General features: G+C 66.4%; 22 protein-coding genes. 21 read left to right on the forward strand and 1 reads right to left on the reverse strand.

Annotation, left to right across the window (positions count from 1 at the left end):
- The first annotated feature begins 6 nt into the window (after positions 1-6).
- From KVT39_RS08295 to KVT39_RS08375, 17 genes are all read left to right on the forward strand, one after another.
- Positions 7-666 carry a c-type cytochrome gene (locus KVT39_RS08295; protein WP_217588438.1) on the forward strand — a complete coding sequence of 220 codons (660 nt, stop codon included), beginning with the start codon at positions 7-9 and terminating at the stop codon, positions 664-666.
- Between the two features lie 35 nt (positions 667-701).
- Positions 702-1,379, forward strand: coding sequence for a hypothetical protein (locus KVT39_RS08300; protein ID WP_217588445.1), 678 nt, complete (start codon positions 702-704; stop codon positions 1,377-1,379).
- Positions 1,380-1,811: 432 nt separating this feature from the next.
- Complete coding sequence (locus KVT39_RS08305) at positions 1,812-2,645, forward strand: phytanoyl-CoA dioxygenase family protein (protein WP_131948199.1); 834 nt, start codon at positions 1,812-1,814, stop codon at positions 2,643-2,645.
- A gap of 17 nt (positions 2,646-2,662) precedes the next feature.
- Positions 2,663-3,076 (forward strand): RidA family protein, encoded by a 414-nt coding sequence (locus KVT39_RS08310; protein WP_047901979.1) that lies wholly within the window; start codon positions 2,663-2,665, stop codon positions 3,074-3,076.
- A 229-nt stretch (positions 3,077-3,305) separates the two neighbouring features.
- Positions 3,306-4,670 (forward strand): DUF1329 domain-containing protein, encoded by a 1,365-nt coding sequence (locus KVT39_RS08315; RefSeq protein ID WP_217588446.1) that lies wholly within the window; start codon positions 3,306-3,308, stop codon positions 4,668-4,670.
- 78 nt (positions 4,671-4,748) lie between these two features.
- Positions 4,749-6,593 (forward strand): DUF1302 domain-containing protein, encoded by a 1,845-nt coding sequence (locus KVT39_RS08320; RefSeq protein WP_217588448.1) that lies wholly within the window; start codon positions 4,749-4,751, stop codon positions 6,591-6,593.
- A gap of 68 nt (positions 6,594-6,661) precedes the next feature.
- A complete protein-coding gene (locus KVT39_RS08325; RefSeq protein ID WP_217588461.1) occupies positions 6,662-9,022 on the forward strand; it encodes an RND family transporter in 2,361 nt (786 codons plus the stop codon).
- A 31-nt stretch (positions 9,023-9,053) separates the two neighbouring features.
- Positions 9,054-9,338, forward strand: a complete 285-nt coding sequence (locus KVT39_RS08330; RefSeq protein ID WP_131948195.1) for a hypothetical protein — start codon at positions 9,054-9,056, stop codon at positions 9,336-9,338.
- 31 nt (positions 9,339-9,369) lie between these two features.
- The gene (locus KVT39_RS08335) at positions 9,370-10,338 is read left to right on the forward strand and encodes a YCF48-related protein (RefSeq protein WP_217588463.1); all 969 of its coding nucleotides are present in this window, start codon (positions 9,370-9,372) and stop codon (positions 10,336-10,338) included.
- Between the two features lie 42 nt (positions 10,339-10,380).
- Positions 10,381-11,859, forward strand: a complete 1,479-nt coding sequence (locus tag KVT39_RS08340) for an FAD-dependent oxidoreductase (protein WP_217588465.1) — start codon at positions 10,381-10,383, stop codon at positions 11,857-11,859.
- Positions 11,860-12,540 (forward strand): c-type cytochrome, encoded by a 681-nt coding sequence (locus KVT39_RS08345; protein ID WP_217588468.1) that lies wholly within the window; start codon positions 11,860-11,862, stop codon positions 12,538-12,540.
- Between the two features lie 176 nt (positions 12,541-12,716).
- Positions 12,717-13,850: a trans-acting enoyl reductase family protein gene (locus KVT39_RS08350; protein ID WP_131948191.1), complete on the forward strand. Its 1,134-nt coding sequence runs from the start codon at positions 12,717-12,719 to the stop codon at positions 13,848-13,850.
- A gap of 42 nt (positions 13,851-13,892) precedes the next feature.
- A complete protein-coding gene (locus tag KVT39_RS08355; RefSeq protein WP_217588470.1) occupies positions 13,893-15,446 on the forward strand; it encodes an AMP-binding protein in 1,554 nt (517 codons plus the stop codon).
- A 25-nt stretch (positions 15,447-15,471) separates the two neighbouring features.
- Positions 15,472-16,713 carry a thiolase family protein gene (locus KVT39_RS08360; RefSeq protein ID WP_131948189.1) on the forward strand — a complete coding sequence of 414 codons (1,242 nt, stop codon included), beginning with the start codon at positions 15,472-15,474 and terminating at the stop codon, positions 16,711-16,713.
- A gap of 11 nt (positions 16,714-16,724) precedes the next feature.
- Positions 16,725-18,200, forward strand: a complete 1,476-nt coding sequence (locus KVT39_RS08365) for an FAD-binding oxidoreductase (RefSeq protein ID WP_217588471.1) — start codon at positions 16,725-16,727, stop codon at positions 18,198-18,200.
- 167 nt (positions 18,201-18,367) lie between these two features.
- Positions 18,368-19,045 carry a TetR/AcrR family transcriptional regulator gene (locus KVT39_RS08370; protein ID WP_217588968.1) on the forward strand — a complete coding sequence of 226 codons (678 nt, stop codon included), beginning with the start codon at positions 18,368-18,370 and terminating at the stop codon, positions 19,043-19,045.
- 171 nt (positions 19,046-19,216) lie between these two features.
- Complete coding sequence (locus KVT39_RS08375) at positions 19,217-20,506, forward strand: acyl-CoA dehydrogenase family protein (protein ID WP_217588472.1); 1,290 nt, start codon at positions 19,217-19,219, stop codon at positions 20,504-20,506.
- Between the two features lie 129 nt (positions 20,507-20,635).
- Here the strand turns inward: KVT39_RS08375 and KVT39_RS08380 are convergent, their stop codons facing one another.
- The gene (locus KVT39_RS08380; RefSeq protein ID WP_072438058.1) at positions 20,636-20,791 is read right to left on the reverse strand and encodes a DUF3309 family protein; all 156 of its coding nucleotides are present in this window, start codon (positions 20,789-20,791) and stop codon (positions 20,636-20,638) included.
- 194 nt (positions 20,792-20,985) lie between these two features.
- Between KVT39_RS08380 and KVT39_RS08385 the strand changes: the two genes are divergently transcribed.
- The 4 genes from KVT39_RS08385 to KVT39_RS08400 all read left to right on the forward strand — a co-directional run bounded on the left by KVT39_RS08385 (position 20,986) and on the right by KVT39_RS08400 (position 24,318).
- The gene (locus KVT39_RS08385; protein WP_131948186.1) at positions 20,986-21,660 is read left to right on the forward strand and encodes a histidine phosphatase family protein; all 675 of its coding nucleotides are present in this window, start codon (positions 20,986-20,988) and stop codon (positions 21,658-21,660) included.
- Between the two features lie 19 nt (positions 21,661-21,679).
- Positions 21,680-22,711, forward strand: a complete 1,032-nt coding sequence (locus KVT39_RS08390; protein ID WP_217588475.1) for a phosphotransferase — start codon at positions 21,680-21,682, stop codon at positions 22,709-22,711.
- A 76-nt stretch (positions 22,712-22,787) separates the two neighbouring features.
- Positions 22,788-23,552 carry an SDR family oxidoreductase gene (locus tag KVT39_RS08395; RefSeq protein ID WP_111020410.1) on the forward strand — a complete coding sequence of 255 codons (765 nt, stop codon included), beginning with the start codon at positions 22,788-22,790 and terminating at the stop codon, positions 23,550-23,552.
- A gap of 7 nt (positions 23,553-23,559) precedes the next feature.
- Positions 23,560-24,318, forward strand: coding sequence for an SDR family NAD(P)-dependent oxidoreductase (locus KVT39_RS08400; protein WP_217588476.1), 759 nt, complete (start codon positions 23,560-23,562; stop codon positions 24,316-24,318).
- Positions 24,319-24,347 lie beyond the last annotated feature (29 nt).

Raw genomic sequence — 24,347 nt, forward strand, 5'->3', positions numbered from 1 at the left:
GCGGAGATGAAGAAACGCATGCTGCTGCTCGCGGCGCTCGTGGTGGCGGGCGCGCTGCTGGCCCTCTACGGCCCTGCGCTGCTCGGCTTCTATCGCCTGCAGCACCATATCGATACGACGGCGCAAGCCGACGACGCCGACGGCGGCCCGTGGCCGCGCGTGACCGACGCGTGCATGGGCTGCCACGGCGTGAAGGGCACGTCGCTCAGCCAGGCATATCCGAGCCTCGCCGGCCAGCCGGCCCAATACGTCGCCGCGCAGCTGCGCGCGTTCGCGAGCGGGCAACGGGCGAACCCGACGATGGGCCCGCTCGCGATGACCATGAGCGAAGCGGAGATCGCCCATCTGGCCGGTTACTACGCGAAACAGGCGCCGGCGGACAACCGCTATTTCAAACCGGATGCACGACTGCGCGCGAAGGGCGAGCAACTGGTGACGGGCGGCGCGTGTGCGGCCTGCCACGGCGCGCGGCTGACGGGGCAGGCGCAGTTTCCGCGTCTGGCCGGGCAGGGCTACGACTACCTGCTCGCGCAGCTCGACGCGTTCGCGAACGGCTCGCGCAGCGAGGCCACGGGCACGATGCAGCGCGTCGCGCAGGCGCTGTCGGCGGACGATCGCGCGGCGGTCGCGACCTATCTCGCGAGTGTCGGCCCCGGCAAACAGTGAATCATCGAAAGCAATCGACCTCGGGAGTTCTCACCATGGATCACAGATCACTTGCTCTTTGTCTTGCCAGCGCGACGCTTGCGACGACGACTGGCGTGTACGGCTTCAAGTTCGTCCGCAAGCGCAACTTCCTGCTCGGCTTCGAATGGTGGATCGTCACGATCTCCGCGACCAATGCGCTGATCTTTTTCGCGACGGAATCCCCGGTGTCGTACGCCATTTCGCACTTTCTCGATGCATTCTCGCGGGGGTTCGGGATGCCGGTCATCGCCGTCGCGGGCCTGATGACCGTCACGCACGGCTACCGGCCGTCGGTGTGGCAGGACGTGATGCTGTTCGTGCTCGCGACCGTCGGAACGATCGCACTGGTAACGGCCGATTTCCTGAAAGGCCCGCTGCCGTATTTCTACGTGACGATGTGGACGTTGCTCGCGATCTATCTCGCCGGCTTCGTGATGCGGCTGCTGCGCGCCGGGCACGCGTTTCATGCGCTGACGACGCTCGTCGCGCTCGCCGCGTCGCTGGCGATCGCGTGCATCTACGACTTCTACAAGATACCGGGCGACGAGACCAATGTCGTGTTCAACTTCTACGTACTCGCGTTGCTCACGTGGTCGTACTTCACGGTCGTGATCTATTACGCGTATTGCGCGCTGGAGCGGGAACAGGGGCGAAGTCGTGACGGTGCTGGCGTGTTGTCGTATCCGAAATGAGTAGCTGTACTGAAAAATAGACCGGGGTTTGTGGACCGCAGCCGGCCGGCCGTGGCGGTGGCGGAGCGTGCCGATGGAAGCGACCCGCCTGACCCGTGCGCAGCGGCGCGACGCGACGCGCGAACGCCTGCCCGGCGCCGCGCGCGATCTTCGCGGACAAGAGGTATGCGGCCGCGTGCGCGGATGACGTTGCGACCACGTGCCGGCCGCGCTTCGTCGCAAGCTTGTATGAAGGCCGAAAGCCGATTGCCATGACGGGCCGGCAGCCCGTCGCGATGCTCGTTCGATCATGCAGACAAAACAGGGAATACCCCGTCTATTTCTTTATTTTATTTTTGTCATGATGACCTAACATTGTCACCATGTTCTACTGAAAAGGTCGGCAATCGAGGTTGATCGCCGGCTATCGTTGGACGAATCAGGAGATCTACGATGGATGCAGCCAAACGCAGGGCTTTCTTCGAGGATGGTGCGGTTCTCGTCGAAGGCGTGCTCAACGACGAACAACTGGCGCAATGCCGCGCAGTGTTCGACTGGGGGATGGAGAACCCGGGCCCGATGGCGACGACGCTGCTCGACGGCACCGAGTACAAGTCGCACAACGACAACGCGAACCCGTATGCGAAGGCACGGCTCGACGAACTCGTCGGCACGCTGCCGTTCGGGCAGTTGTTCGCCGACCTGTGGGGCTCGAAGCACGTGTGGTACTTCGCGGAGGAGCTGTTCATGAAGGGCGGCGGCAAGAGCGCGCGCTCGCCGTGGCACCAGGACACGTCGTACCTGCCATGGCAGGGGATGCACTTCGGCAACGCATGGATCAGCTTCGAGGCCGTGCCGAAGCGCAATGCGCTGGAGATCGTACGCGGTTCGCATCACGGCGTGCGCCACGACGGCACCACGTTCCAGAATGCCGACGACCCGACCGACCCGCTCCATGGCGGCGACGTGTGGCCGCGCCTGCCGAACATCGAAGCCGAACGCCGCGCGGCGCCGGGCGCGTACGACATCGTCTCGTGGGAAACGAAGCCGGGCGACGTGCTGCTGCTCCATCCGGGCGTGCTGCACGGCGGTGGCGCGGTCGATGCGGATTTCCCCGATCGCCACACGCTGGTGCTGCGCTTCTTCGGCGACGACGCGGTGTTCAGCCCGCTGCCCGATGAAAGCCGCTCGGGCTTCACGCCCGCCGGCGTGCTGTTCGTCGAGGAACTCGCCGCGTTGAAGGCAGGCGATCCGTTCCGGGCACCGTGTTTCCGTCAACTCGTCTGAGCCAGGAGATTTTCATCATGGCAGCTACCCCCAAGCGGCAATCGATCGTTCCGCCCGCATTCCAGCCGTGGTACGACGCGTACCACTTCTCGCCGGCGACGCGTGTCGGCGACACGATCTGGGTCTCGGGTCAGGTCGGCCTCGACGCGCAGATGCAGCCGGCGGACGGCGTGCAGGCGCAGGCGCGGATCGCGTTCGAGTGCCTGAAGATGATCCTCGAGGAGGCAGGCGCGAGCCTCGCCGACGTCGTCGAATTGACGACATTTCATACGGATCTGCAGCGCGAGACCGAGGGCTTTGCGGCAGTCAAGGACGAGTATTTCCCGAACCGCTATCCGTCCTGGACCGCGGTCGGCGTGACGCAGCTGGCGCTGCCGGGCCTGTGCGTGGAGGTCCGCGCGGTAGCGGTGGCCGGTTCCGGCAAGGACTGACGGGCGGCAGCGACGAATTTCAGGACGGGTTCGCGTTCCATATGAATCGCAGTCCTGAAGGAAAGGCACGAGCGAATCGAAGAAGGCAATGCAATCGGCAGTCGGCCGGCCGGACCCCCGGCCGGCCGCGATCAAGGAGCGACGCAATCGTCGGTCGACGAAAGCGGTCGGAGTGAACGCGTTTCGCCCACGACGGGCGAACGAAGGCGGAGTGGGAAGGAGAACCGTGATGAAGAAGCATAGTTTCTGGGCCGTGTCCGCGATCGCGGCCGCTGCATGTCTCGCGATCGGCACGGCCGTCGCGGCGGACGACCTGACACCGGCCGGCGCCGATCGAACGGCAAGCAAGGACGGCGCGGTGCCGGCCTACGCCGGCAAGCAATCGCCCGATGCGGGCTGGGAGTGGGGCAAGGTGCGCGGCGATTTCTGGAAGCATCGCAACGAAAAGCCGCTCTACTCGATCGACGCGGCGAACGTCGACAAGTATGCGGACAAGCTGTCGCCCGGCCAGGTTGCGCTGATCAAGCAGAAGAAGGGCTACCGGATGGACGTCTACCCGTCCCACCGCGAATGCCAGTTACCGGATGCCGCCGAGCAGAATTCGAAGGCGAACCTCACGGCCGCGAAGCTGGATTCGACCGGTGAAAACCTCGCATCGGCCGCGTTGCCGGGAGTGCCGTTCCCGCAACCGAAGAGCGGCATCGAAGCGATCCTGAACTACGAGATGCGCTATCGCGGCGAAGGCGTCGAATGGGCGCAGGTCGCCACGAGCATTTCGCCGCGCCCCGGCAGCAGCGAATGGATCGACGCGGTCGGTCCGCAGACGTTCTACTTCCCGTCGGCCAAGCTCGGCAAGGCGTCGCCGCAGGACGTCGACCAGTTGAGCGCCGCCGTCTACTTCCAGATGAACTCGCCGGCCGCGCTGGCCGGGCAGGCCTTCGTCCAGCGGCAGTACTTCAACAAGGACTCGGAAACCTACTACTACTTCCCGGGCCAGCGCCGCGTGCGACGCATGCCGGCCTATACGCACGACGCGCCGTTGATCGGCTTCGAGAACCAGTACCTGATCGACGAGGCCAACATGATCAACGGCTCGCTCGACCGGTTCAACTGGAAGCTGGTCGGCAAGAAGGAAATGCTCGTCCCGTACAACGCGTTCGGCATGTACCGGTTCAAGAACAAGCTGCACGACGTCGCGACGCCTGACGGCCTCGCTGCCGCGAACCGTCGCTACGAGACGCATCGCGTGTGGGTCGTCGAAGCGACGCTGAAGCCGAGCGCGCGGCACGTCGCGTCGAAGAAGGTGTTCTATCTCGACGAAGACAGTTGGCTCGCGCTCGTCGGCGAGGACTACGACGCGCAGGGCAAGTTGTGGAAGGTGCGGGAAAGCTACCCGATTCCGGTATGGGAGCTCGGCGGCACCTGCGACAACGAACCGCTCGCGCAGTACGACATGATCAACGGCCGCTATGTGTTCGATGCGTCGTCGATCGGCCAGGGCAAGGACATTCGCTGGTTCGGTCAGGCCGACGATCCGCGCTTCAAGTCGGATTTCTATACGGCGGAATCGCTGCGCTCGGTCAGCGAACGGTGACGGTCACCGGCTGACGGATACAAGGACCGGCGCGCGCAACGATCGTGCGCCGGCATCGAACAGGGGCGGAGGTGGATCATGGAATCGGCAAGATTAGTAAGGAATGCTACGGTATCGATTGCAATGGCGGGGGCTGCGACGTCGAGCGCCTATGCGTACGATTTCACGATGGGAGGCGGGGCACTGCAGGGCTCGTGGGTGTCGAACCTGACGGCCGGCGCCGGTATTCGCACCAAAAACCCGAGTTGCTCGCTCACCGGCGACCCGAACGCCTTCGGCTGCGGCGCGGGCGCGAACACCAACCAGTGGGGCTACGCGGACAACGGTGACCTGAACTACCGCAAGGGCCAGCCGTTCAGCACCTACATCAGCGCGACCAGCGAGCTGCTGCTGAAGATGCCGAGCGAAGGGCTGAAGTTCATGGTGCGCGGCACGGGCATGTACGACTTCATGGCCAAGAACACGAACCGCACGCCGTTGTCGAGCACCGCGGCCGCGCAGGTGGTGTACAACGCGCAACTGCTCGACCTGTGGGCGCAGAAGGATTTCACGATCGGCGGGCGCAACGCGCACGTGCGGCTCGGCAACCAGGTGATCAACTGGGGCGAGAGCATGTTCGCGCAGAGCGGCATCAACGCAACCAACTCGATCGACGTGCAGAAGCTGCTGATTCCGGGCTCGCAGCTCAAGCAGGCGCTGCTGCCGGCGCCGATGGCGAGCTTCGCTGCCGACCTGTCGCACGGGTTCAGCACCGAGGCGTATTACCAGTTCCAGTGGAACGGCAATCGCTACCCGCCGGTCGGTTCGTACTGGTCGGTGACGAACGGCTTCGGCCGCGGTGCCGAGCCGTTCACGATCAACACGAACAACCTGAACGTGACCGGCCCGAGCGCGGGCACGATCGCCAACGCGATCGGCGGGCCGGGCGCCGCCGGCAACCAGGACACGCTCAACGCGATCAAGAACGGGCTCGTGAACGGCACGTACGCAGGGCCGCCGTTCAACGACATCGGCCTGCCGAGCACGACGAACCTGCCGGCGAAATACCGGCCGCAGTTCGGCGTGAAGTTCAACTACTCGCCGCGCTCGTTCGACGCGAATTTCGCGTTCTACTACCTGAACTACACGGACAAGTCGCCGGTGCTCGCGTCGCTCGCGAACGGGACCGTGCAATGGTCATATCTCGGCCGGCGGCAACTGTTCGGCGTCAGCGCGAACTTCGGGCTCGGCCCGTGGGCGATCGGCACCGAGCTGTCGTACCGGCCGCGCGACGCGGTCGCGCTGTCGAGCTGCTATGGCGCAGGCGGCCCGCTCGACCTGAACACGAACGGCGTGGCGGGCATCAACTGCCAGCAATGGGCCGACAAGAAGAAATTCCAGTACGACATCAACGGGCTGCTTGCGCTGACGCGCAGCGAATACCCGTTCCTGAAGCTGCTCGGCGCCGATTCGGCCGCGCTGACCTGGGAACTGACGTGGATCTACTACCCGGGCCTGAAATCCAGCGGCGTCACGCGCACGATCGACGGCCAGACCGTCACGCAGGTACCTCAGGCCGGCTACCTGCCGTGGCTGAACAACGGGTCGGCGGCCGGCTATCCGATCGGGATGGGCCAGGGCACCTCGAGCTCGGTGGGCGCGACGATCGACTTCAACTGGACCTACGACGGCTCGCTGATCCCCGGCTGGCAGGTCACGCCTGGCGTGACGTTCAGCACCGGCCTGTACGGCTACACGCCGACCTTCACCGCGAATTACATGCAGGGCGCGAAGTCGGTGAACGTCTACGTGCTGTTCAACCAGAACCCGCCGAACTGGCAGGCCGGCATCAACTTCACTTCGTTCTGGGGCGGCCACAACACGGTGGGCCAGCCTTACGCGGACCGCAATTTCGTCGGCTTGTTCGTCACGCGGAATTTCTGACGGCGGCGGGTGGCAAGCGGCAGGTGGCAGGTGGCGTACGCCACCGGAATACATGAAGGGGTAACGTCGTGCTCAATCGTCTGGTCAGTCGCCTGGAAAGGCTTTTCTTCGGTCACCGCGCGATCGTGCTCGCGGCGATCGCGTTGTTCACCGTCGCGATGGCCGTGTTCGCCGTGCAACTGCGCATGGATGCCGGTTTCGAAAAGCAGATGCCGATCGGGCACGAGTACATCCGCACGTTCCAGCAATACCGGAACGACCTGCTCGGCGCGAACCGGATCACGGTGGTCGTGCGCGCGAAGCACGGCTCGATCTGGTCGAAGCAGGGGCTGACGCGGCTGTACGACGTCACGCAGGCCGTCACGTACCTGCCGAACGTCGACCGGATCGGCGTTCGTTCGTTGTGGACGCCGAACGCGTTCGTCAACGAAGTGACCGACGAAGGGTTTCGCGCGGAGCCGATCATTCCGGGCACGGTCACGCCCGACCAGTTGACGTCCGACATCGTGGCGCGCGTGCGCCGCGCGACGACGCTCGGCGGCTACGTCGGCACGCTCGTGTCGCACGGCGAGGAGAGCGCGATGATCACGGCCGAGCTGAACGAGCGGGACAGCGCCGGCAAGGTGCTCGACTACGTGGCGTTCAATCACCTGCTCGAAGACAAGATCCGCAAGCCGTTCGAGGATGCCGGCTACGAGATCCAGATCATCGGTTTCGCGAAGCAGATCGGCGATATCGCCGACGGTGCGACGGCCGTGCTCGGCTTCTGCGCGGTCGCGCTGCTGCTGACCACGCTCGCGGTGTACTGGTACTGCCATTCGGTGCGCTTCACGGTGCTGCTGGTCGCGTGCTCGCTCACGTCGCTCGTGTGGCAGTTCGGCACGTTGAAGCTGCTCGGCTTCGGCCTCGATCCGCTCGCGGTGCTCGTGCCGTTCCTCGTGTTCGCGATCGGCGTGTCGCATGGCGTGCAGCAGGTGAACTTCATCGTCCGCGAGATCGCGCACGGGCAGAGTTCGTTCGATGCGGCGCGCCACAGCTTCAGCGGCCTCTTGATCCCCGGCGTGCTCGCGCTGATCACCGCGTTCGTGTCGTTCATCACGCTGCTGCTGATCCCGATCCCGATGGTGCGCGAGCTGGCGATTACCGCGTCGCTCGGCGTCGCGTACAAGATCGTGACGAACCTGATCCTGCTGCCCGTCGCGGCATCGTGCTTCAACTTCACGAAAACCTATGCGGACAATTCGCTGAAGCGCGCGCAGCAGCGTGCGAAGCCGCTGCGCGTGCTCGCCCGCGTGGCGGAGCCGAAGTACGCGGGCATCACCGTCGCGCTGACGGTGGCGATCTTCGCGCTCGCCGCGTGGCAAAGCCGCGATCGCGTGATCGGCACGCTGCAGCCGGGCGCGCCGGAACTGCGTGCGGACGCGCGATTCAACCGCGACGCGACGTCGATTGCCGGCAACTACGACATGGGCCTCGACTGGCTGACGGTGGCGATCGAATCGACCGGCCACGCGTGCGACAACCCGGCGGTCGGCCTGTACGAGGACGACTTTTCGGCCGCGATGAAGACCGAGCCGGGCGTCGTGTCGGTGCAATCGTACTCGGCGATGCTGCGCGCGTACAACCAGGGCTACAACGAGGATTTCCCGAAGATGAACGTTGTGCCGATCGCTGCCGAGAACTACGGCGCGGTGTCGGTCGACGTGTCGCGCTTGAAGGGCTTCATGAGCCGCGACTGCGGGATGACGGCCGTGCATCTGTTCCTGACCGATCACAAGGCGACGACGATCAACCGCATCCTCGACGACGTGAAGCAATACCGCGCGTCGCATCCGTTCCCGGGCATCACGGTGCGGCTGGCCGCGGGCAACGCGGGCGTGCTCGCCGCGACGAACGACGAAGTCGAGAAGAGCGAGCTGCCGATGATGCTCTACGTGTATGCGGCGATCCTGGTGCTCGTGTTCCTCGCCTACCGCGACTGGCGCGCGATGCTCGCGTGCTGCGTGCCGCTGTCGGTCGCGACCTTCATCGGCTACTGGTTCATGAAGGAGTTGCAGATCGGGCTGACGGTTGCGACGTTGCCGGTGATGGTGCTGGCGGTCGGCATCGGTGTCGATTACGCGTTCTACATCTACAACCGGCTGCAGGTGCATCTCGCGGGCGGGCAGGACATCGTGAAGGCCGTGCAGCACGCGATGCTCGAAGTGGGCGTCGCCACGATCTTCACCGCGATCACGCTGGCGATCGGCGTCGCGACGTGGAGCTTCTCGGCGCTCAAGTTCCAGGCCGACATGGGCAAGCTGCTCGCATTCATGTTCATCGTGAATCTGGTGATGGCGATGACCGCGCTGCCCGCGCTCGCGTCGCTGCTCGAACGCTGGTTCCCGCGCCGCAAGCCGGCCCGCGCACCAGGCCTGTTCAGCCACTGAAGTAGACGCACGTCCCGACGGAGATCCAGTCATGGTCAAGACCTTTGCTGTTTGCGGCGCACTTTGCCTCGTGGCGACAGGCTTCGCACGCTTCCATGAAACGGTTGCGCAACAACCCGCGCCGGCCCGCACGTTCGCGACCGACGCGCAACGCGTCGGTGTGCGCCACGTCGCGGTCGACGAACCGGCTATGGCCCCGTCGGCAAACGACGGCGACGCCGGACCTCAGTCGGCGGCCGCGCAGGGTGCCGACAAGCCCGCCGTCGTCGCGCTCGGCGTCGCGCATGCCGGCTGGTCGGTGCTGTTCAGCCACTGATGCCAGCGCATACCACTACGGAGGTTCTTCCATGATCAAGACGCTCGTTGCCTGTACCGCGCTCTGCGCCGCCGCGGCGGCCTTCGCGCAACCGCAGGACGGAACGGTTGCGGCCTGGGCCGCGAAGCCCGCGCATGCCTGGGCCGCGCCGACGCACCGGATGCTGATGGATGCGGCGCGCGCCGGATCGCGGATCGTCGCGGTCGGCGAGCACGGCATCGTGCTGCTGTCCGACGACGACGGCAAGACCTGGCGGCAGGCGCAACGCGTGCCGGTAGCGGCGACGCTGTCGGCCGTGTCGTTCGCGGATGCGAAGCACGGCTGGGCCGTCGGCCAGTGGGGCGGGATTCTCGCGACCGACGACGGCGGCGACACGTGGGTCACGCAGCGGCTCGATACGTCGGTCGACCAACCGCTGTTCTCGGTGCTGTTCACGAACGCGCGGGACGGCATTGCCGTCGGCCTGTGGTCGCTGATGCTGCAGACGCACGACGGCGGCAAGACGTGGGCGCGCACGACGCTGCCGAAGCCACCGGGCGGCGGCAAGGCCGACCGCAATCTCTATCACGTGTTCGCCGACGCCACGCAGGCGCTTTACATCGTGTCCGAACAGGGGATGGTGCTCAAGTCGGCCGACGGCGGTGCGAACTGGACCTATCTGCCGACCGGCGGCAAGGGCACGTTGTGGTCGGGCGTCGCGATGCCCGATGGCCGAATCGTGGTCGGCGGGTTGCTCGGCAGCCTTTTCGAAAGTCACGACGGCGGCGCGACGTGGGCCGCGCTGAAATCCGGCACGCGCAGCTCGATCACCGATCTCGTCGCGACCGGCGGCGGGCTGGTCGGCGTCGGGCTCGACGGGCTGACGCTCGCGCAGCGCGTCGCAGGCGGCCCGTTCGACGTCGCGCAGCGCGCAGATCGCGCGACGCTCACCGCGACGCTGATCGATGCGCGCGGCAAGCCGATCCTGTTTTCGCAGGACGGCGTGCTGGCTGCGCCGTGAGTTGAATCCACTAAAAAGGCCTGGAAGGATGGAGCACTCAAGATGAATCGCAAGCACAAGCCGGACCCGCAGACCCGGCGACAGGTACTGCGCGTCGCGGCCGTGGGCGCCGCGTCGCTCGCGGCCGGAGAGATGTCGTTCGCGGAAAGCACGGCGTCGGCTTCGGCGGAGCGCGGCGTGTTCGATGTCGTCATCATCGGCGCCGGGCTCGCCGGGTTGACCGCCGCGCGCGACCTGAAGCGTGCCGGTTGCGAATCGTTCGTCGTTGTCGAGGCGCGGGATCGCGTCGGCGGCCGGACTTTCAACCACGACCTCGGGCACGGCGTCGTGTCCGAAGCCGGCGGCCAGTGGATCGGCCCCGGGCAAACGGCGATCGCCGATCTCGCGCGCGAACTCGGCGTCGATACGTTCCCGACCTGGTACGCGGGCAAGACGGTCGTGCTGGCCGGCGACGCGCGCGTCGCGCAGGATCTTCACGGCGGCTCGGGCGGCGACGACGCGATCGGCACGAAGCTCGGCGCGCTCGCGCGCGGCGTGCCGTCCCGCGAGCCCTGGACCGCACGGCATGCGGCGGAACTCGACAAGCTGACCTACGGCGACTGGCTGCTCAAGCAGGGCGTGACCTACGAGGACGGATACTTCCTCGGCGTCGCGGCCAAGCTGTCGCTCGGCGGTGCACCGGCGCAGCTCGGGTTGCTGCATTACCTGTCGATGATCAACAGTGCCGACTGCGATTACGCGAAACTCGAATCGATCAAGGGCGGCGCGCAGGAAACGCGCTTCGTCGGCGGCTCACAGGTATTGAGCGTCAGGATGGCGAACGAACTAGGCGCGAAGGTGCAGCTGTCCTGCCCGGTGCGCAAGATCTCGGGATGGGATCGCGAGGTGGTCGACTTGCAGACCGATCGCGGCACGATCCGCGCGCGGCGCGTGATCGTCGCGCTCAATCCGGCGCTGTGCAACCAGATCGTGTTCGATCCGCCGCTGCCGGACGGCCGCGCGCAGTTGCACCGGAACTGGCCGGCCAACGCGCCGATGCGCAAGACCGTGCATGTGTACGAGCGTCCGTTCTGGCGAGACGACGGCTACAACGGGCAGATCTTCGAGGTCGGCGGCCCGGTCTTCATGGCGTACGACAACTCGCCGCCGGACGGTTCGGTCGGCGTGCTCGCCGCATTCGTCGCGCCGGGCGCGCTGCCGACGGACCCGAAGGGCGCCGAGCGGACGCTGTCGGCGATCTTTGCTCGCGCGCTCGGCGACAAGGCGCTGCATCCGACGCAGTTTCACGACTACGACTGGGGCCGCGTCGATCCATGGACGCTGCAGTGCATTCATCCGCTGCCGCCCGGCTTCTGGACGAGGTGGGGCAAGTTCCTGCGTCCTGAGGTCGGCCGGCTGATCTGGTCGGGCACCGAGACGGCCGACCTCTGGCCAGGCGCGATGGACGGTGCGGTGCGCTCCGGGCATCGCGCGGCGCTGCAGGCGCTCGGCAAACTGGCCGGCCGCGGCAGGGAGGCCTGAATGAAACGAACACTGACGATCGGCGCCGCGCTTGCGGTAGCCGGTGTGGTGGCGGCAGGCGTGCTGTTCGGGCCCGACCTCGTCGACGGCATGCGTTACCAGAAGGCGATGGCCGCGATCGGCGACGCGGACAAAACCAATGGCGGCGCGTGGCCGCAGCCGCAGGAGACGTGCTTCTTCTGCCACGGCGTGCACGGCCAGTCGCAGAACGCGTGGTATCCGTCGCTGTCCGGGCAGCCGGCCACGTATCTCGCCGCACAACTGCGCGCGTTCGCGAGCGACCGGCGCGGCAACGCGTATATGGGGCCGCTCGCGCGCGAACTCGACGACGCGAAGATCGACGCGCTGGCGACCTATTTCGCACGGCAGGCGTCGGCGCGTAACGAGACGGTGCCGGCCGACGCCGCGCTCGACAAGCGCGGGATGGCGCTGGTGGAGGCCAGAAGCTGCCGGGCATGCCACGGCGCGGCGCTGACGGGCAGGGACCAGGCACCGCGTCTCGCGGGCCAGGGGCAGCTTTACCTGGAGGCGCAGCTCGCGGCGTTCCGATCGGGCCAGCGCCACGATCCGGGCGGCGCGATGAATGGCGTCGCCGCGACACTGTCGGGCGACGACACGCGCGCAGTTGCGCACTATCTGGCCGGCCTGTCGCCGGGCAGTGCCGACGGTGCGGCCCGATGATGCCGGCCGCGCGACAGGACCGGGAATACCCTGCCTTTTTCTTTGCCGCTTACTTTGTCATAGTGACCTAAGATTGGTAATGTGTTCTATGAAAGAAACACCCCCCGGATGTGAAGCGGCAGTACCCGGCGTTCGGCCGAATCGATTTTGAACAACGTACGTTTCAGGAGACAACCATGGCTAAGCACCCCGTCGTCGTTTATGGCGCAAGCGGTTACACCGGCATGTTGATCATGGACTGGCTGATCGACCAGAACATCCCGTTCACCGCGGTCGCGCGCAACGCGGGCCGCACGAAGGAAATGATGGCGCAGCGCGTCGTGCGCCTCGAATCGGCGAACTTCGAGATCATCGAAGCGGATCACAGCGTCGATTCGCTCGTCAACGCATTCCGTGGCGCAAAGGTCGTATGCAACACGGTCGGACCGTTCTTCAATTTCGGTTTGGTGTCTGTCGAAGCAGCGCTCAAGGCGGGTTGTCATTACCTCGACACCACGGGCGAACAGCACTATATCCGCCAGGTCCGCGAACAGTTCGGCGAACTGTATCGGCAGGCAGGGCTGCTGCTGTCCCCTTCGGTTGCGTACATGTACTCGTTCGCGGAAATTGCCGCGGAGCTGGCACTCGAGACGCCGGGCATCGATGCGCTGGAAACCGCAACGCTTACGCGCGGCCCGCGGGGCGCAGGCGCCGGCGTAAGTGTCGGTTCGACGGCAACCATCTTCGAAGGGTATCGACAGGAAGCCTGCTATCTGTGGGAAAAGCAGCTGGTGCCGCACGAACAGCACGCTTCGTTCAGCATCGTCTCCCCGGATTTCATTCAGCCGGTGTTCTCGCTGCCGTGGGGCGGCACGTCCCTGCCGGTGTACTTCGAGCATGACGCGCGTGTGCGCAGCTGTATCTCGTCCGTCGGTTTCTACGATAACAACGCGATGCAGATGGTGCATGCGCTCGGCCAGAAATGGGATGCGGAGTACAAGCACTTGCCGCGCGAACAGCAGGACGCAGTGCTGAAGCAGATCGTGGATTCGACGACGCCGTCGATGCCACCGCGCGAGCGTACGTCGCTTCATCGCACGGTCGACTTCGCGATCGGTCGTGGCCACCTTAACGCAGTCCGCGCGACGTTGCATGGCATCACGCCGTACATCGCAACCGGTGCATTGCATGCAGCGGGCGCCATCAAGCTCCTGGACGGCGATACCGCGAAGGTCGGCTTCGCATCGGGTTCGAAGGCGTTCGGCCATCGCTACCTGCTCGGCTTCCTCGAGCAGCGCGGGCTCGCGCGCGCCACGGTCACGCAACTGTGACGGCCGCCGCATTACCGGTACAGACTCAACGGAACCTGTGAAATGGCCATTATCGATTTCTACGACCGCGGGTGGCGCATCAATCCCGACGGCATTGCCTATATCCAGGGCGACCGCAGCTATACGTTCCAGGAGATCGGCGAGCTGTCGTGCCGCATCGCCAACGGACTTCTTGCCGCCGGCTTCGCGAAGGAGACGAAGGCGGCTGTGTGGGCGGACAACGACGTGATCGGCTGGAGCTGCGCGCTCGGGATGTGGCGGGCCGGGCTCGCGTACATTCCGGTGAACGGGCGCAATGCGCCTGCGGAGAACCAGTACGTGCTCGATGCGTTCGACTGCGAAGTGCTGTTCTTCCACCAGGCGTTCGCGTCCGCGATCGACGCGCTGCGGCCGAGCCTGCCGAAGATCCGGCTGTGGGTGTGCCTCGACGCCGACCTGTCGTGGGCGCCGTCGCTGGCCACTTGGAGCGGGCGCCAGCCGGCGACGCTGCCGGCCGTCGAATACGCGATGGACGACGTCGTCGCGTTGTCGGCCACCGGTGGCACAACCGGTGCGCCGAAGGGCGTGATGAACACGCACCGCTCGCTGCAGACGTATTTCGCGCAATTCATGATTGCGATGACGTACGGCGCCGAGCGGCCGGTGAATCTCGCCGCGGCGCCGATGACGCACACGGCGGGCATGTTGTCGCTGCCATGCACCGCGCGTGGCGGCACGGTGGTCGTGCTGCCGAAGCCCGACCCCGCGCTGCTGCTCGGCGCGATCGTGAAGCACCGCGTGACCGAGTTCTTCCTGCCGCCGACCGTCATCTACCGGCTGCTCGACATCCCGGGCATCGACAACGTCGATTTTTCGTCGTTGCGCTACTTCCTGTATGGCGCGGCGCCGATGTCGGTCGAGAAGCTCAAGCGCGCGATCGATGTATTCGGGCCGGTGATGACGGGCGGCTACGGGCAGACCGAAGCCCCCGCGTCGATCTCGTACCTGACGCCGGCCGAGCACTTCGTCGACGGCCGGCTCGCACCGGACGAGCGGCTGTCGTCGGTTGGCCGCCCGAATCCGCTGGTGCGCGTCGAGATCGTCGACGATCGCGGCGACGTGCTGAAGCAGGGCGAGACCGGCGAGATCTGCGTGCGCGGCGATCTCGTGATGAAGGGGTACTACAACGCGCGGGACAAGACGGCCGAGACGATCGTCGACGGCTGGCTGCACACCGGCGACATCGGTCATCTCGATACGGAAGGCTATCTGCACATCACCGACCGCAAGAAGGACATGATCATCAGCGGCGGCTTCAACGTCTATCCGAGCGAGGTCGAGCAGGTGATCTGGGCACATCCGGCGGTGCAGGACTGCGCGGTGATCGGCGTGCCCGACGACAAGTGGGGCGAGGCCGTGAAGGCCGTCGTCGAACTCAATGCCGGCCAGCACGTGAGCGCGGACGAGCTCGTCGCGCTGTGCAAGGAGAAACTCGGCTCGGTGAAGGCGCCGAAGAGCGTGGACTTCGTCGTCGCGCTGCCGCGCAGCACGGCCGGCAAGGTGCTGAAGAAGGACCTGCGCGAACAGTACTGGCAGGGCCAGCAGCGCAGGATATAAGCCCATTTCATATGGATTCCAGACGATGAGCAACATCTACATCGCCGGCATTTCGATGACCGTGTTCGGCCGGCACCTCGACCGTAGCCTCGACGACCTGGCGCGCGAGGCGCTGCAGCGTGCGTTGCGCGACGCGGGCTGCCATGCCGATGCGATTCGCGCGGCGTTCTACGCCGGCATCACCAACGGCCCGCTGCAGGGGCAGTTGTCGATTCCGGGTCAGGTCGTGTTCAGCAAGATCGGCCTCGAAGGCATTCCGGTGTTCAACGTCGAGAATGCATGCGCGTCCGGCAGTACGGCCGTGCACCTGGCCGTGCGGCAGCTTCAGTCGGGCGCGTGCGACGTCGCGCTCGCGCTCGGCGCGGAAAAGATGAACGTCGCGGACAAGGCGAAATCCTTCGCGCTGTTCGAGGCGGGCTGGGACGTGTCGCGCATCGACGAAAACTTCGCGATGCTCGCGCAGCTCGGCGAAGGGATCGAGTCGCCGCCCGGCTCCGAATCCGACCGCCCGTATAGCCGCTTCATGAAGATCTACGCGGCGCTGTGCCGGCATCACATGCGCACGTACGGCACGACGCAGCGGCAGATCGCCGCCGTGTCATCGAAGAACCACGGGCATTCGGTGCACAACCCGTATTCGCAGTTCCGCCAGCCGTTCACGATCGACGAGGTGCTCGCGGCGGCGCCGATCACGTACCCGATCACGCTGCCGATGTGCGCACCGCTGTCGGACGGCGCGGCGGCCGCGATCCTCTGCACCGACGAAGGGCTGGAGCGCATCGGCGCCGATCGCAGCCGCTGCATCCGGATCGCCGCGAGCGTGCTGCGCAGCTTCACGCGTCGGCGCATCGACGAGCCGCACAAGCACATCGGCCGGCTTGCCGCGCTGCAGGCCTACGAGCAGGCCTGCGTGGGGCCGGAGGACATGGACGTCGCCGAAGTGCACGACGCGTCTGCGATGGGCGAAATCATCCAGGCCGAGAACCTCGGCTTCGTGCCGTTCGGCGAAGGCGGCCCGGCTGCCGAGCGGGGCGAATTCACGCTCGGCGGGCGGATCCCGATCAACACGTCGGGCGGCCTCGAATCGAAGGGCCATCCGCTCGGCGCGACCGGCATCGGGCAGCTGTACGAGCTGGTCACGCAGTTGCGCGGCGAGGCGGGCGGGCGCCAGGTGCAGGGCGCGCGCCATGCGATCCAGGAAAACGGCGGCGGATTGCAGGGCGTCGAGGAAGCAGCGCTGGCGATTCACATTCTCAGCAGGGACTGACGGAGGCGGACATGAGCGACGCACATGGCGCGATGGCGCTCGGGCGGGCAGGGCAGGCGGCGCGGCGCGCGCCGGACGGCGTCGGCGCGGCGGCGTCGATGCAGGCAGTGGGCGCGGCCGCGGCCGGGCCGCTGGCGCGCTGGGGCGAGGAAATCCGGGCCGACGCCGCGTTGCAGAAGTATCGTCCCGTCGGCGGATGGATCGAGGCGCCGGATGATGCGCAGCCGCAGCTCGAAGGCGACGTCCGCGCGGACGTGATCGTCGTCGGCGCCGGTTTTGCCGGCCTGTCCACCGCACTGGAACTGGCCGCGCGCGGCGCGAGCGTCGTCGTGCTCGAACGCGAGTTCGCGGGCTTCGGCGCGAGCGGGCGCAACGCCGGTTATCTCGCCGGTGGCCAGGGGCTCGAATACGAGCTGTTTCTCAAGCGCGTCGGGCGCGAACAGGCAAAGCAGATCGTCGGCTTTTACGACGAAGGCGTGGCCTACGTCGAGCGCAAGCTCGCCGAATATGCGATCGACTGCGACTACCGTGCGTCGGGCATCATCCGCGCGGGCGTGCATCCGTCGCAGGAGAAGCGTTTGCGCGAGAGCATGGAAACCGGCATCGAACTCGGCTCGCCCGCGCAGTTTCTCGACGGCGCGGCGATGCGCGCGCGCGGGATTCCGCCGGCCTTCCTGTTCGGCGCGTATGTGCCGGGCGGCGGCACGCTCGATCCCGGCAAGTACGTGACGGGGTTGCGGCGCGCCGCGCTCGCGGCCGGCGTGAAGCTCTACGAGAACACCGCGCTGCTCGATTTCGACGAAGGCGAGACGGTGCGCGTGCGCACGGCACGCGGCAGCGCGAGTGCGCCGGTGCTGGTGCTCGCCACCAACGCCTACACGCCGCAGCTCGGCCTGCTCGGCGACAAGGTGATGCCGTTGCGCGTGTCGGCGCTCGAAACCGAGCCGCTGTCCGATGCGCAACTCGCGGCGCTCGGCTGGCCGCGTCGCGAGGGCATCGTCACGTCGCACCTGACGATGGAGAGCCATCGCCTCACCGCCCGCAACACGCTGCTGCTGACGACCAAGCGGCTGCATTACGTCTACGGTTCGCAGACGCCGAACGTGCCGGACGACGACGCGTATCGCGCGCTCGTGAAGGCGCTGCACGCGCGCTTTCCGCAACTGGGCAACGTGCCGGTGCGCGCGTGCTGGAGCGGCTATATCTCGTTCGCCGGCGACGCGTTGCCGGTGGTCGGCGCGGCCGGCAAGCACGGGAACGTGTTTTATACGGCCGGATGCTCGGGGCATGGCGTGGGCACGCAGTCGCTGATCGGGCGCGTGCTGGCCGAGCGGATCCAGGGCGAGCAATCGCCGCTGCTCGAGGCGCTGACGCACAAGACGCCATCGGTGCCGCCGGAGCCGCTGCGATGGTGCGCGATGAATGCGATGCTCGGCGTCGCGAACCTGCTCGACGAGCGCGTGAACCGCAAGGCGCGGAAGATGTAGCGGCGCAAGCGATCGTCACGACGCTGAAACGTGCATCCGGCCGGACTGCCCCGCCGACGGGCGGCTCGATGGAAAATGAGGCTCGCATCGGGTATAGTCGTTGGCGCTCCGTAAGGTACGGAGCGTCAATTCGACGAAGCCGAAACGCCACCTTCACGACGAACACGATGACAGTGCCCAACGAGCAGCGCAGCGGCAAAAAGCGGCGCACTTCGACTGCCACCACCGCAGCGGCAAGCAACCCGGACGGTTTGCGGGCGCAAGGCCTGCGCACCCGCAACACGATTATTCGTGTCGCGCGGAAGCTGCTGCTGGAAGGCGGCCCGCTGGAATTCTCGCAGCGCGCGGTTGCCGCGGCGGCAGGCATCAGCGTCAGTAATCTGCAGTACTACTTCCCGACCCGGATCGCCGTATTGCGGGCCGTCATCGAGCCGGTCATCGATACGTACCTGGACGACATGAAGCGCGCGCTCAGCAGCGACGCGTCGCCGCGCGACGTGTTCGAGGAGATCGTGGAGCGCTCGATCCGAGATGCGAAGGATGCCAAGTACAACGCACTGTTCCGGCACTTCCTGTCGTTCGCGGCGACCGATCCCGAGTGCTTCAAGCTTTACGACGAATGGTATGCGACGCTGACGCGTGATCTCGCGCAACTGCTGCGCACCGTCAATCCCGCATTCAGCGCGGCCGACAGCCGGCATGCGGCGACGATGCTCATCGCGCTGGCGGACGGCCTCGCGATGCAGTACGGCACCGGGCGGCACACGCAGGCGCTCGACGCGTATTTCGCGGCGACGTCTCGCGCGCTCGCCTATGGCACGTTAGCGGTGCCCGCCGGCAAATAGCGGCCGGACCTCACAGCCGCCACGCAGGAGCAGACAGGGGAATACCCTGTCTTTTTTTTGCTCCCTGTATTTGTCATGATGACCTATGTTTGGTATGTATTACTAGATGTGGGATGGCCGGGCGCGTCCGCTGCCTGGTCGACATGATTCGAGTCCAGGAGGAGAACGGAGATGATTCGTCTGAACAAGTCCGCGGCGCTGCCGCTGGTCGGCTTGACCGGCTTCGAGACGCCGCTGAGCGAAGAGGAAAGCGCAATCCAGCACACGGTTCACCGCTTTGCGCGCGACGTGCTGCGGCCGATCGGCCGCGAGCTCGACCGGATGACGCCGGAGGAGGTGATCGCACCCGGCTCGCCGTACTGGGCCGCGATCGTCGAGAGTGCGAAGCTCGGGCTCGATCCGCAACTGATCGCGCAGTTTCCGCCAGAGACGGCCGTGCGCATCGAGTCGCTGATCGGCGAGGAACTCGGCTGGGGCGATTCGGGCCTCGCCGTATCGATCGGCGCCGCGACGATGCCGCTGATGATGGCGCAGACGGTCGGCAATCAGGAACTGATCGAGATGTGCGCTGGCAAGGTCGGCTGCTGGATGAACACGCAGCCCGATCGCGGGTCGGACGCGGCCATACTGTATCGGCAGGAACTCAGCGCGAACGGCAGGCAGCCGGTGGGCAACGTGTCCGCGAAGGTCGGCGCCGATGAAATCGTGATCAACGGGCAAAGCTCGGCGTGGATCTCGAACGGGTCGGTCGCGCAGGTCGCGCTCGCATACATGGCGGCCGACTACGGCGACGGGTTCTACGGCGAAGGCGAGCGCAGCGCATTCACGAACGGCATCGCGATGATCCTGCCGCTCGATCTGCCGGGCGTGTCGCGCGGCAAGCCGCTCGACAAGATCGGCCAGCGCGCGCTGCCGCAGGGCGAGATCTATTTCGACAACGTGAAGGTGCCGAAGCGCTTCGCGGTCGCGCTGAAGGACGACTATCTCGGCAACCTCGCTTCGACGTGGTCGTACGCCGGCACGCACATGTGCCAGGTGTTCGTCGGCGCGGCGCGCGCCGCGTTCGAACTGGCGCTCGCGTATTGCCACGAGCGCAAGCAGGGCGGCGCGCTGCTGATGGATCACCAGATGACGCACCTGCGCATCGGCGAGATGCTGCGCCGGCTGGAGATGGCGCGTGCGATCGCGCGCCGCAGCCTCGCGTTCTCGCGCCTGTCGCCGCAGAGCCATCCGTATGCAACCGCGCAGGCCAAGGTGAGCGTGACCGAGGAAGCGATGAAGATCACGCACGAGGCGTTCCAGCTGTTCGGCGGCAACGGCACCACGCGCGAGTTCCCGATCGAGAAGCTGTTCCGCGACGTGCGTTCGGCGCTGATCGAGGACGGCGAGAACTACGTGCTTGCGTCGCGCCTCGGTGTGCTGGCCGGGCAGCTCTATCAGAACGGCTGGACGCGCGAGTAAGCGGCGCCATGCGGCCGCGCTCCCGGCAGGACGCCGCCGGGGCGCGGCGAAGTGCTGATCCGGATTCACGCGGCCGGCGTAACCGGCCCCGAACAGGCTTCCCGGCAGCACGACCGGCGCCGCCGGACGTCAAATTTGACCCAGCAGCACCAGCACGACGACGATGACGACGATCAGCCCGACCGTGCTCGATGGCCAGTAGCCCCAGCTTCGGCTGTGCGGCCATGTAGGAAATGCTCCGATGAGCAACAAAATCAGTATGACGATAAGGATGGTACCGAGCATCGCATCCCTCCTGGAACGTTGTCGACTTGACGGCGGTTGGCGCCGCAATTTGCGTGCCGCCGGGCGGCGTCTCACGAACGAGTCAGGCCGGGGCGGTTGAATTCATGAAATGAATACTGGTCGATTCAGAAAATAAATTTCAAAAATGCACCCCCGCTCGCTATGCTGAATCCTTCTGATCCGGCAGGCATGCGATGGCTGAACTCTTTCTGGTACGGCACGGGCAGGCGTCGTTCGGCACCGACGACTACGACCGGCTTTCCGCGGCCGGCGAGCAGCAGGGCGTCTGGCTCGGCGAATACTTCGCGCGGCAGGGCCTGGTGTTCGACCGTGTGATCTGCGGCACGCTGAACCGCCACGCGCAGACGGTCGACGCGATCCTGCGCGGGATGGGCCGCGAAGGCGTGCCGTACGACCGTCATCCGGGCCTGAACGAATACGATTTCCACGGGCTGTTCGCGGCGGCCGCCGGCGACTATCCGGAGATCGCGCGGCGCGCAGACGGATCGATGAAGGAATATTTCCGTGCGCTCCGGCAGGTGCTGCAGCTGTGGTCCGAGGACAAGCTCGGCGATGCGGCCCCCGAGACCTGGGCGCAGTTCCAGCAGCGCGTCGCCGATGCGCGCGCCGCGATCCGCCACGGCGGCGGCCAGCGCGTGCTCGCGGTGAGCTCCGGCGGCCCGATCGCGGTCACCGTGCAGCAGGTGCTCGCGGCGCCGCCGTCGAGCGCGATCGCGCTGAACCTGCAGATCCGCAACAGCAGTCTTTCGCAGTTTTTCTTCAACGCCGATGCGTTCCACCTCGCGTCGTTCAACGGCATCCCGCATCTGGAGGATCCCGAACGACTCGCGCTGCGAACCTACGGCTGACCCACGAACGATCGCGACGATGACGAACCCTTCCCAGCAACTCGACACAGCCCGCCTCACGCGCTATCTGGAAGCGCACGTGCCGGGCTTCGAAGGCCCGGTCGACACGGAGAAGTTTGCCGGCGGCCAGTCGAATCCGACTTTCCTGCTGCACGCGAAGAGCGGCCGCTACGTGCTGCGCCGCCAGCCGCCGGGCGAACTGCTGAAATCCGCGCATGCGGTCGACCGCGAATTCCGCGTGCTGACCGCGCTGTCGGGCACCGCGGTGCCGGTCGCGCGTCCGTATCACCTGTGCGTCGACCGCGACGTGATCGGCAGCATGTTCTACGTGATGAGCTTCGAGGACGGCAGGATCTTCTGGGATCCCGCGCTGCCGGAACTGCCGAAGGCCGATCGCGCGGCGTGCTACGACGCGCTGCTGCGGACGATGGCCGCGTTGCACGACATCGATGTCGACGCGGTGGGCCTCGCCGACTACGGCCGCCCCGGCAACTACTTCGAGCGCCAGATCGGCGTGTGGACGAAGCAGTATCGCGCGGCCGAAACCGGGCGCCTCGACGCGATGGAGACGCTGATCGACTGGCTGCCGAAGGCGTGCCCCGAGGACACGGGCCGGCCGGCGCTGGTGCACGGCGATTTCCGGATCGACAACCTGATGTTCGCGCGCGACAGCTATCGCGTGCAGGCCGTGCTCGACTGGGAACTGTCGACGCTCGGCAACCCGCTCGCCGATCTCGCGTATTTCTGCATGTGCCTGCGGCTGCCGTCCGGCGGGCAGGTGCGCGGGATCGCGGGCCTGGATCGCGCCGAACTCGGCGTACCGGACGAAGCGGCGATCGTCGCGCGTTATTGCGAATTGCGCGGGATCGAGCCGATCCGCGACTGGCACTTCTATCTCGCGTTCAGTTTCTTCCGCCTCGCGGCGATCGCGCAGGGCGTGAAGGCGCGCGCGCTGCAGGGCAACGCGTCGAGCGAGCAAGCGCTGCGCGTCGGCGAAATGGCCGGGCGGCTGGCCGAACTGGCCGTCGGCGTGATCGACGCGCATCGCTGAAATCACTGAAATCGCTGACATCGCCGGGATCGCAGAACGGCGACATGACAAACCATCAATGGAGGAGCACAACGACATGGCAACGAATCTGTTCGACCTGACCGGCAAGATCGCGCTGGTGACGGGCGCGAGCCGCGGCATCGGCGAGGAAATCGCGAAGCTGCTTGCAGAGCAGGGCGCACACGTGATCGTGTCGAGCCGCAAGCTCGACGACTGCCGGGCCGTGGCCGACGCGATCGTCGCGGCGGGCGGCCGCGCCGAGGCGCTGGCGTGCCACGTCGGGCGGCTGGAAGATATCGCCGCGACGTTCGAGCATATCCGCGGCAAGCACGGGCGGCTCGACATCCTCGTGAACAACGCGGCCGCGAACCCGTATTTCGGGCACATCCTCGATACCGATCTCGCTGCGTACGAGAAGACCGTCGACGTGAACATCCGCGGCTACTTCTTCATGTCGGTCGAGGCCGGCAAGCTGATGAAGACGCACGGCGGCGGCGCGATCGTCAACACCGCGTCGGTGAACGCGCTGCAGCCGGGCGATCGTCAGGGCATCTACTCGATCACGAAGGCTGCGGTCGTCAACATGACGAAGGCGTTCGCGAAGGAATGCGGGCCGCTCGGCATTCGCGTGAACGCGCTGCTGCCGGGCCTGACGAAAACGAAGTTCGCGGGCGCGCTGTTCGCCGACAAGGACATCTACGAGAACTGGATGGCGAAGATCCCGCTGCGCCGCCACGCGGAGCCGCGCGAGATGGCCGGCACCGTGCTGTATCTCGTGTCGGACGCGGCGAGCTACACGAACGGCGAATGCATCGTCGTCGACGGCGGCCTGACGATCTGAGCGCACGATGAAAATCGACAGCTACGCCGGGCAGGCCGTGATGATCACCGGCGCCGCAAGCGGCTTCGGCGCGTTGCTCGCGAGCGAACTGGCCGCGATGGGCGCGCGGCTGGTACTCGGCGACCTGAACGGCGAAGCGCTCGAACGCGTGGCCGCGCCACTGCGCGCGGCCGGCGCCGACGTGATCGCGCAGCGCTGCGACGTGCGTGTCGAAGCGGACGTCGCGGCGCTGGTGCACGAAGCCGCCGCGCGTTTCGGGCGGCTCGACGTCGGCATCAACAACGCGGGCATCGCACCGCCGATGAAGGCGCTGATCGATACCGACGAAGCCGATCTCGACCTGAGCTTCGCGGTGAACGCGAAGGGCGTGTTCTTCGGGATGAAGCACCAGATCCGCCAGATGCTCGCGCAGCGCGAAGGCGTGATCCTGAACGTCGCGTCGATGGCCGGGCTCGGCGGCGCGCCGAAGCTGGCCGCGTACGCGGCGTCGAAGCATGCGGTGGTCGGGCTCACGAAGACGGCTGCGCTCGAATACGCGCGTCACGGCATTCGCGTGAACGCGGTGTGCCCGTTCTACAGCACGACGCCGATGGTCACCGACAGCGATATCGGCGATCGCCAGGATTTTCTCGCGCAGGGCTCGCCGATGAAGCGGCTCGGCCGGCCCGACGAAATCGTCGCGACGATGCTGACGCTGTGCGCGAAGGAAAACACTTACCTGACCGGGCAGGCCGTCGCCGTCGACGGCGGTGTCTCGGCCTTCTGACCGAACGGAAAAACGGAATCTCGAGGAGT

This window comes from Burkholderia sp. GbtcB21 (assembly GCF_019091065.1).
GTDB lineage: Bacteria > Pseudomonadota > Gammaproteobacteria > Burkholderiales > Burkholderiaceae > Burkholderia > Burkholderia pyrrocinia_C.

Coding starts and splice junctions, on each gene's coding strand:
- KVT39_RS08295 (WP_217588438.1), top strand. CDS start 7: ATGAAGAAACGCATGCTGCTGCTCGCGGCGCTCGTGGTGGCGGGCGCG.
- KVT39_RS08300 (WP_217588445.1), top strand. CDS start 702: ATGGATCACAGATCACTTGCTCTTTGTCTTGCCAGCGCGACGCTTGCG.
- KVT39_RS08305 (WP_131948199.1), top strand. CDS start 1,812: ATGGATGCAGCCAAACGCAGGGCTTTCTTCGAGGATGGTGCGGTTCTC.
- KVT39_RS08310 (WP_047901979.1), top strand. CDS start 2,663: ATGGCAGCTACCCCCAAGCGGCAATCGATCGTTCCGCCCGCATTCCAG.
- KVT39_RS08315 (WP_217588446.1), top strand. CDS start 3,306: ATGAAGAAGCATAGTTTCTGGGCCGTGTCCGCGATCGCGGCCGCTGCA.
- KVT39_RS08320 (WP_217588448.1), top strand. CDS start 4,749: ATGGAATCGGCAAGATTAGTAAGGAATGCTACGGTATCGATTGCAATG.
- KVT39_RS08330 (WP_131948195.1), top strand. CDS start 9,054: ATGGTCAAGACCTTTGCTGTTTGCGGCGCACTTTGCCTCGTGGCGACA.
- KVT39_RS08335 (WP_217588463.1), top strand. CDS start 9,370: ATGATCAAGACGCTCGTTGCCTGTACCGCGCTCTGCGCCGCCGCGGCG.
- KVT39_RS08340 (WP_217588465.1), top strand. CDS start 10,381: ATGAATCGCAAGCACAAGCCGGACCCGCAGACCCGGCGACAGGTACTG.
- KVT39_RS08345 (WP_217588468.1), top strand. CDS start 11,860: ATGAAACGAACACTGACGATCGGCGCCGCGCTTGCGGTAGCCGGTGTG.
- KVT39_RS08350 (WP_131948191.1), top strand. CDS start 12,717: ATGGCTAAGCACCCCGTCGTCGTTTATGGCGCAAGCGGTTACACCGGC.
- KVT39_RS08355 (WP_217588470.1), top strand. CDS start 13,893: ATGGCCATTATCGATTTCTACGACCGCGGGTGGCGCATCAATCCCGAC.
- KVT39_RS08360 (WP_131948189.1), top strand. CDS start 15,472: ATGAGCAACATCTACATCGCCGGCATTTCGATGACCGTGTTCGGCCGG.
- KVT39_RS08365 (WP_217588471.1), top strand. CDS start 16,725: ATGAGCGACGCACATGGCGCGATGGCGCTCGGGCGGGCAGGGCAGGCG.
- KVT39_RS08370 (WP_217588968.1), top strand. CDS start 18,368: ATGACAGTGCCCAACGAGCAGCGCAGCGGCAAAAAGCGGCGCACTTCG.
- KVT39_RS08375 (WP_217588472.1), top strand. CDS start 19,217: ATGATTCGTCTGAACAAGTCCGCGGCGCTGCCGCTGGTCGGCTTGACC.
- KVT39_RS08380 (WP_072438058.1), bottom strand. CDS start 20,791: ATGCTCGGTACCATCCTTATCGTCATACTGATTTTGTTGCTCATCGGA.
- KVT39_RS08385 (WP_131948186.1), top strand. CDS start 20,986: ATGGCTGAACTCTTTCTGGTACGGCACGGGCAGGCGTCGTTCGGCACC.
- KVT39_RS08390 (WP_217588475.1), top strand. CDS start 21,680: ATGACGAACCCTTCCCAGCAACTCGACACAGCCCGCCTCACGCGCTAT.
- KVT39_RS08395 (WP_111020410.1), top strand. CDS start 22,788: ATGGCAACGAATCTGTTCGACCTGACCGGCAAGATCGCGCTGGTGACG.
- KVT39_RS08400 (WP_217588476.1), top strand. CDS start 23,560: ATGAAAATCGACAGCTACGCCGGGCAGGCCGTGATGATCACCGGCGCC.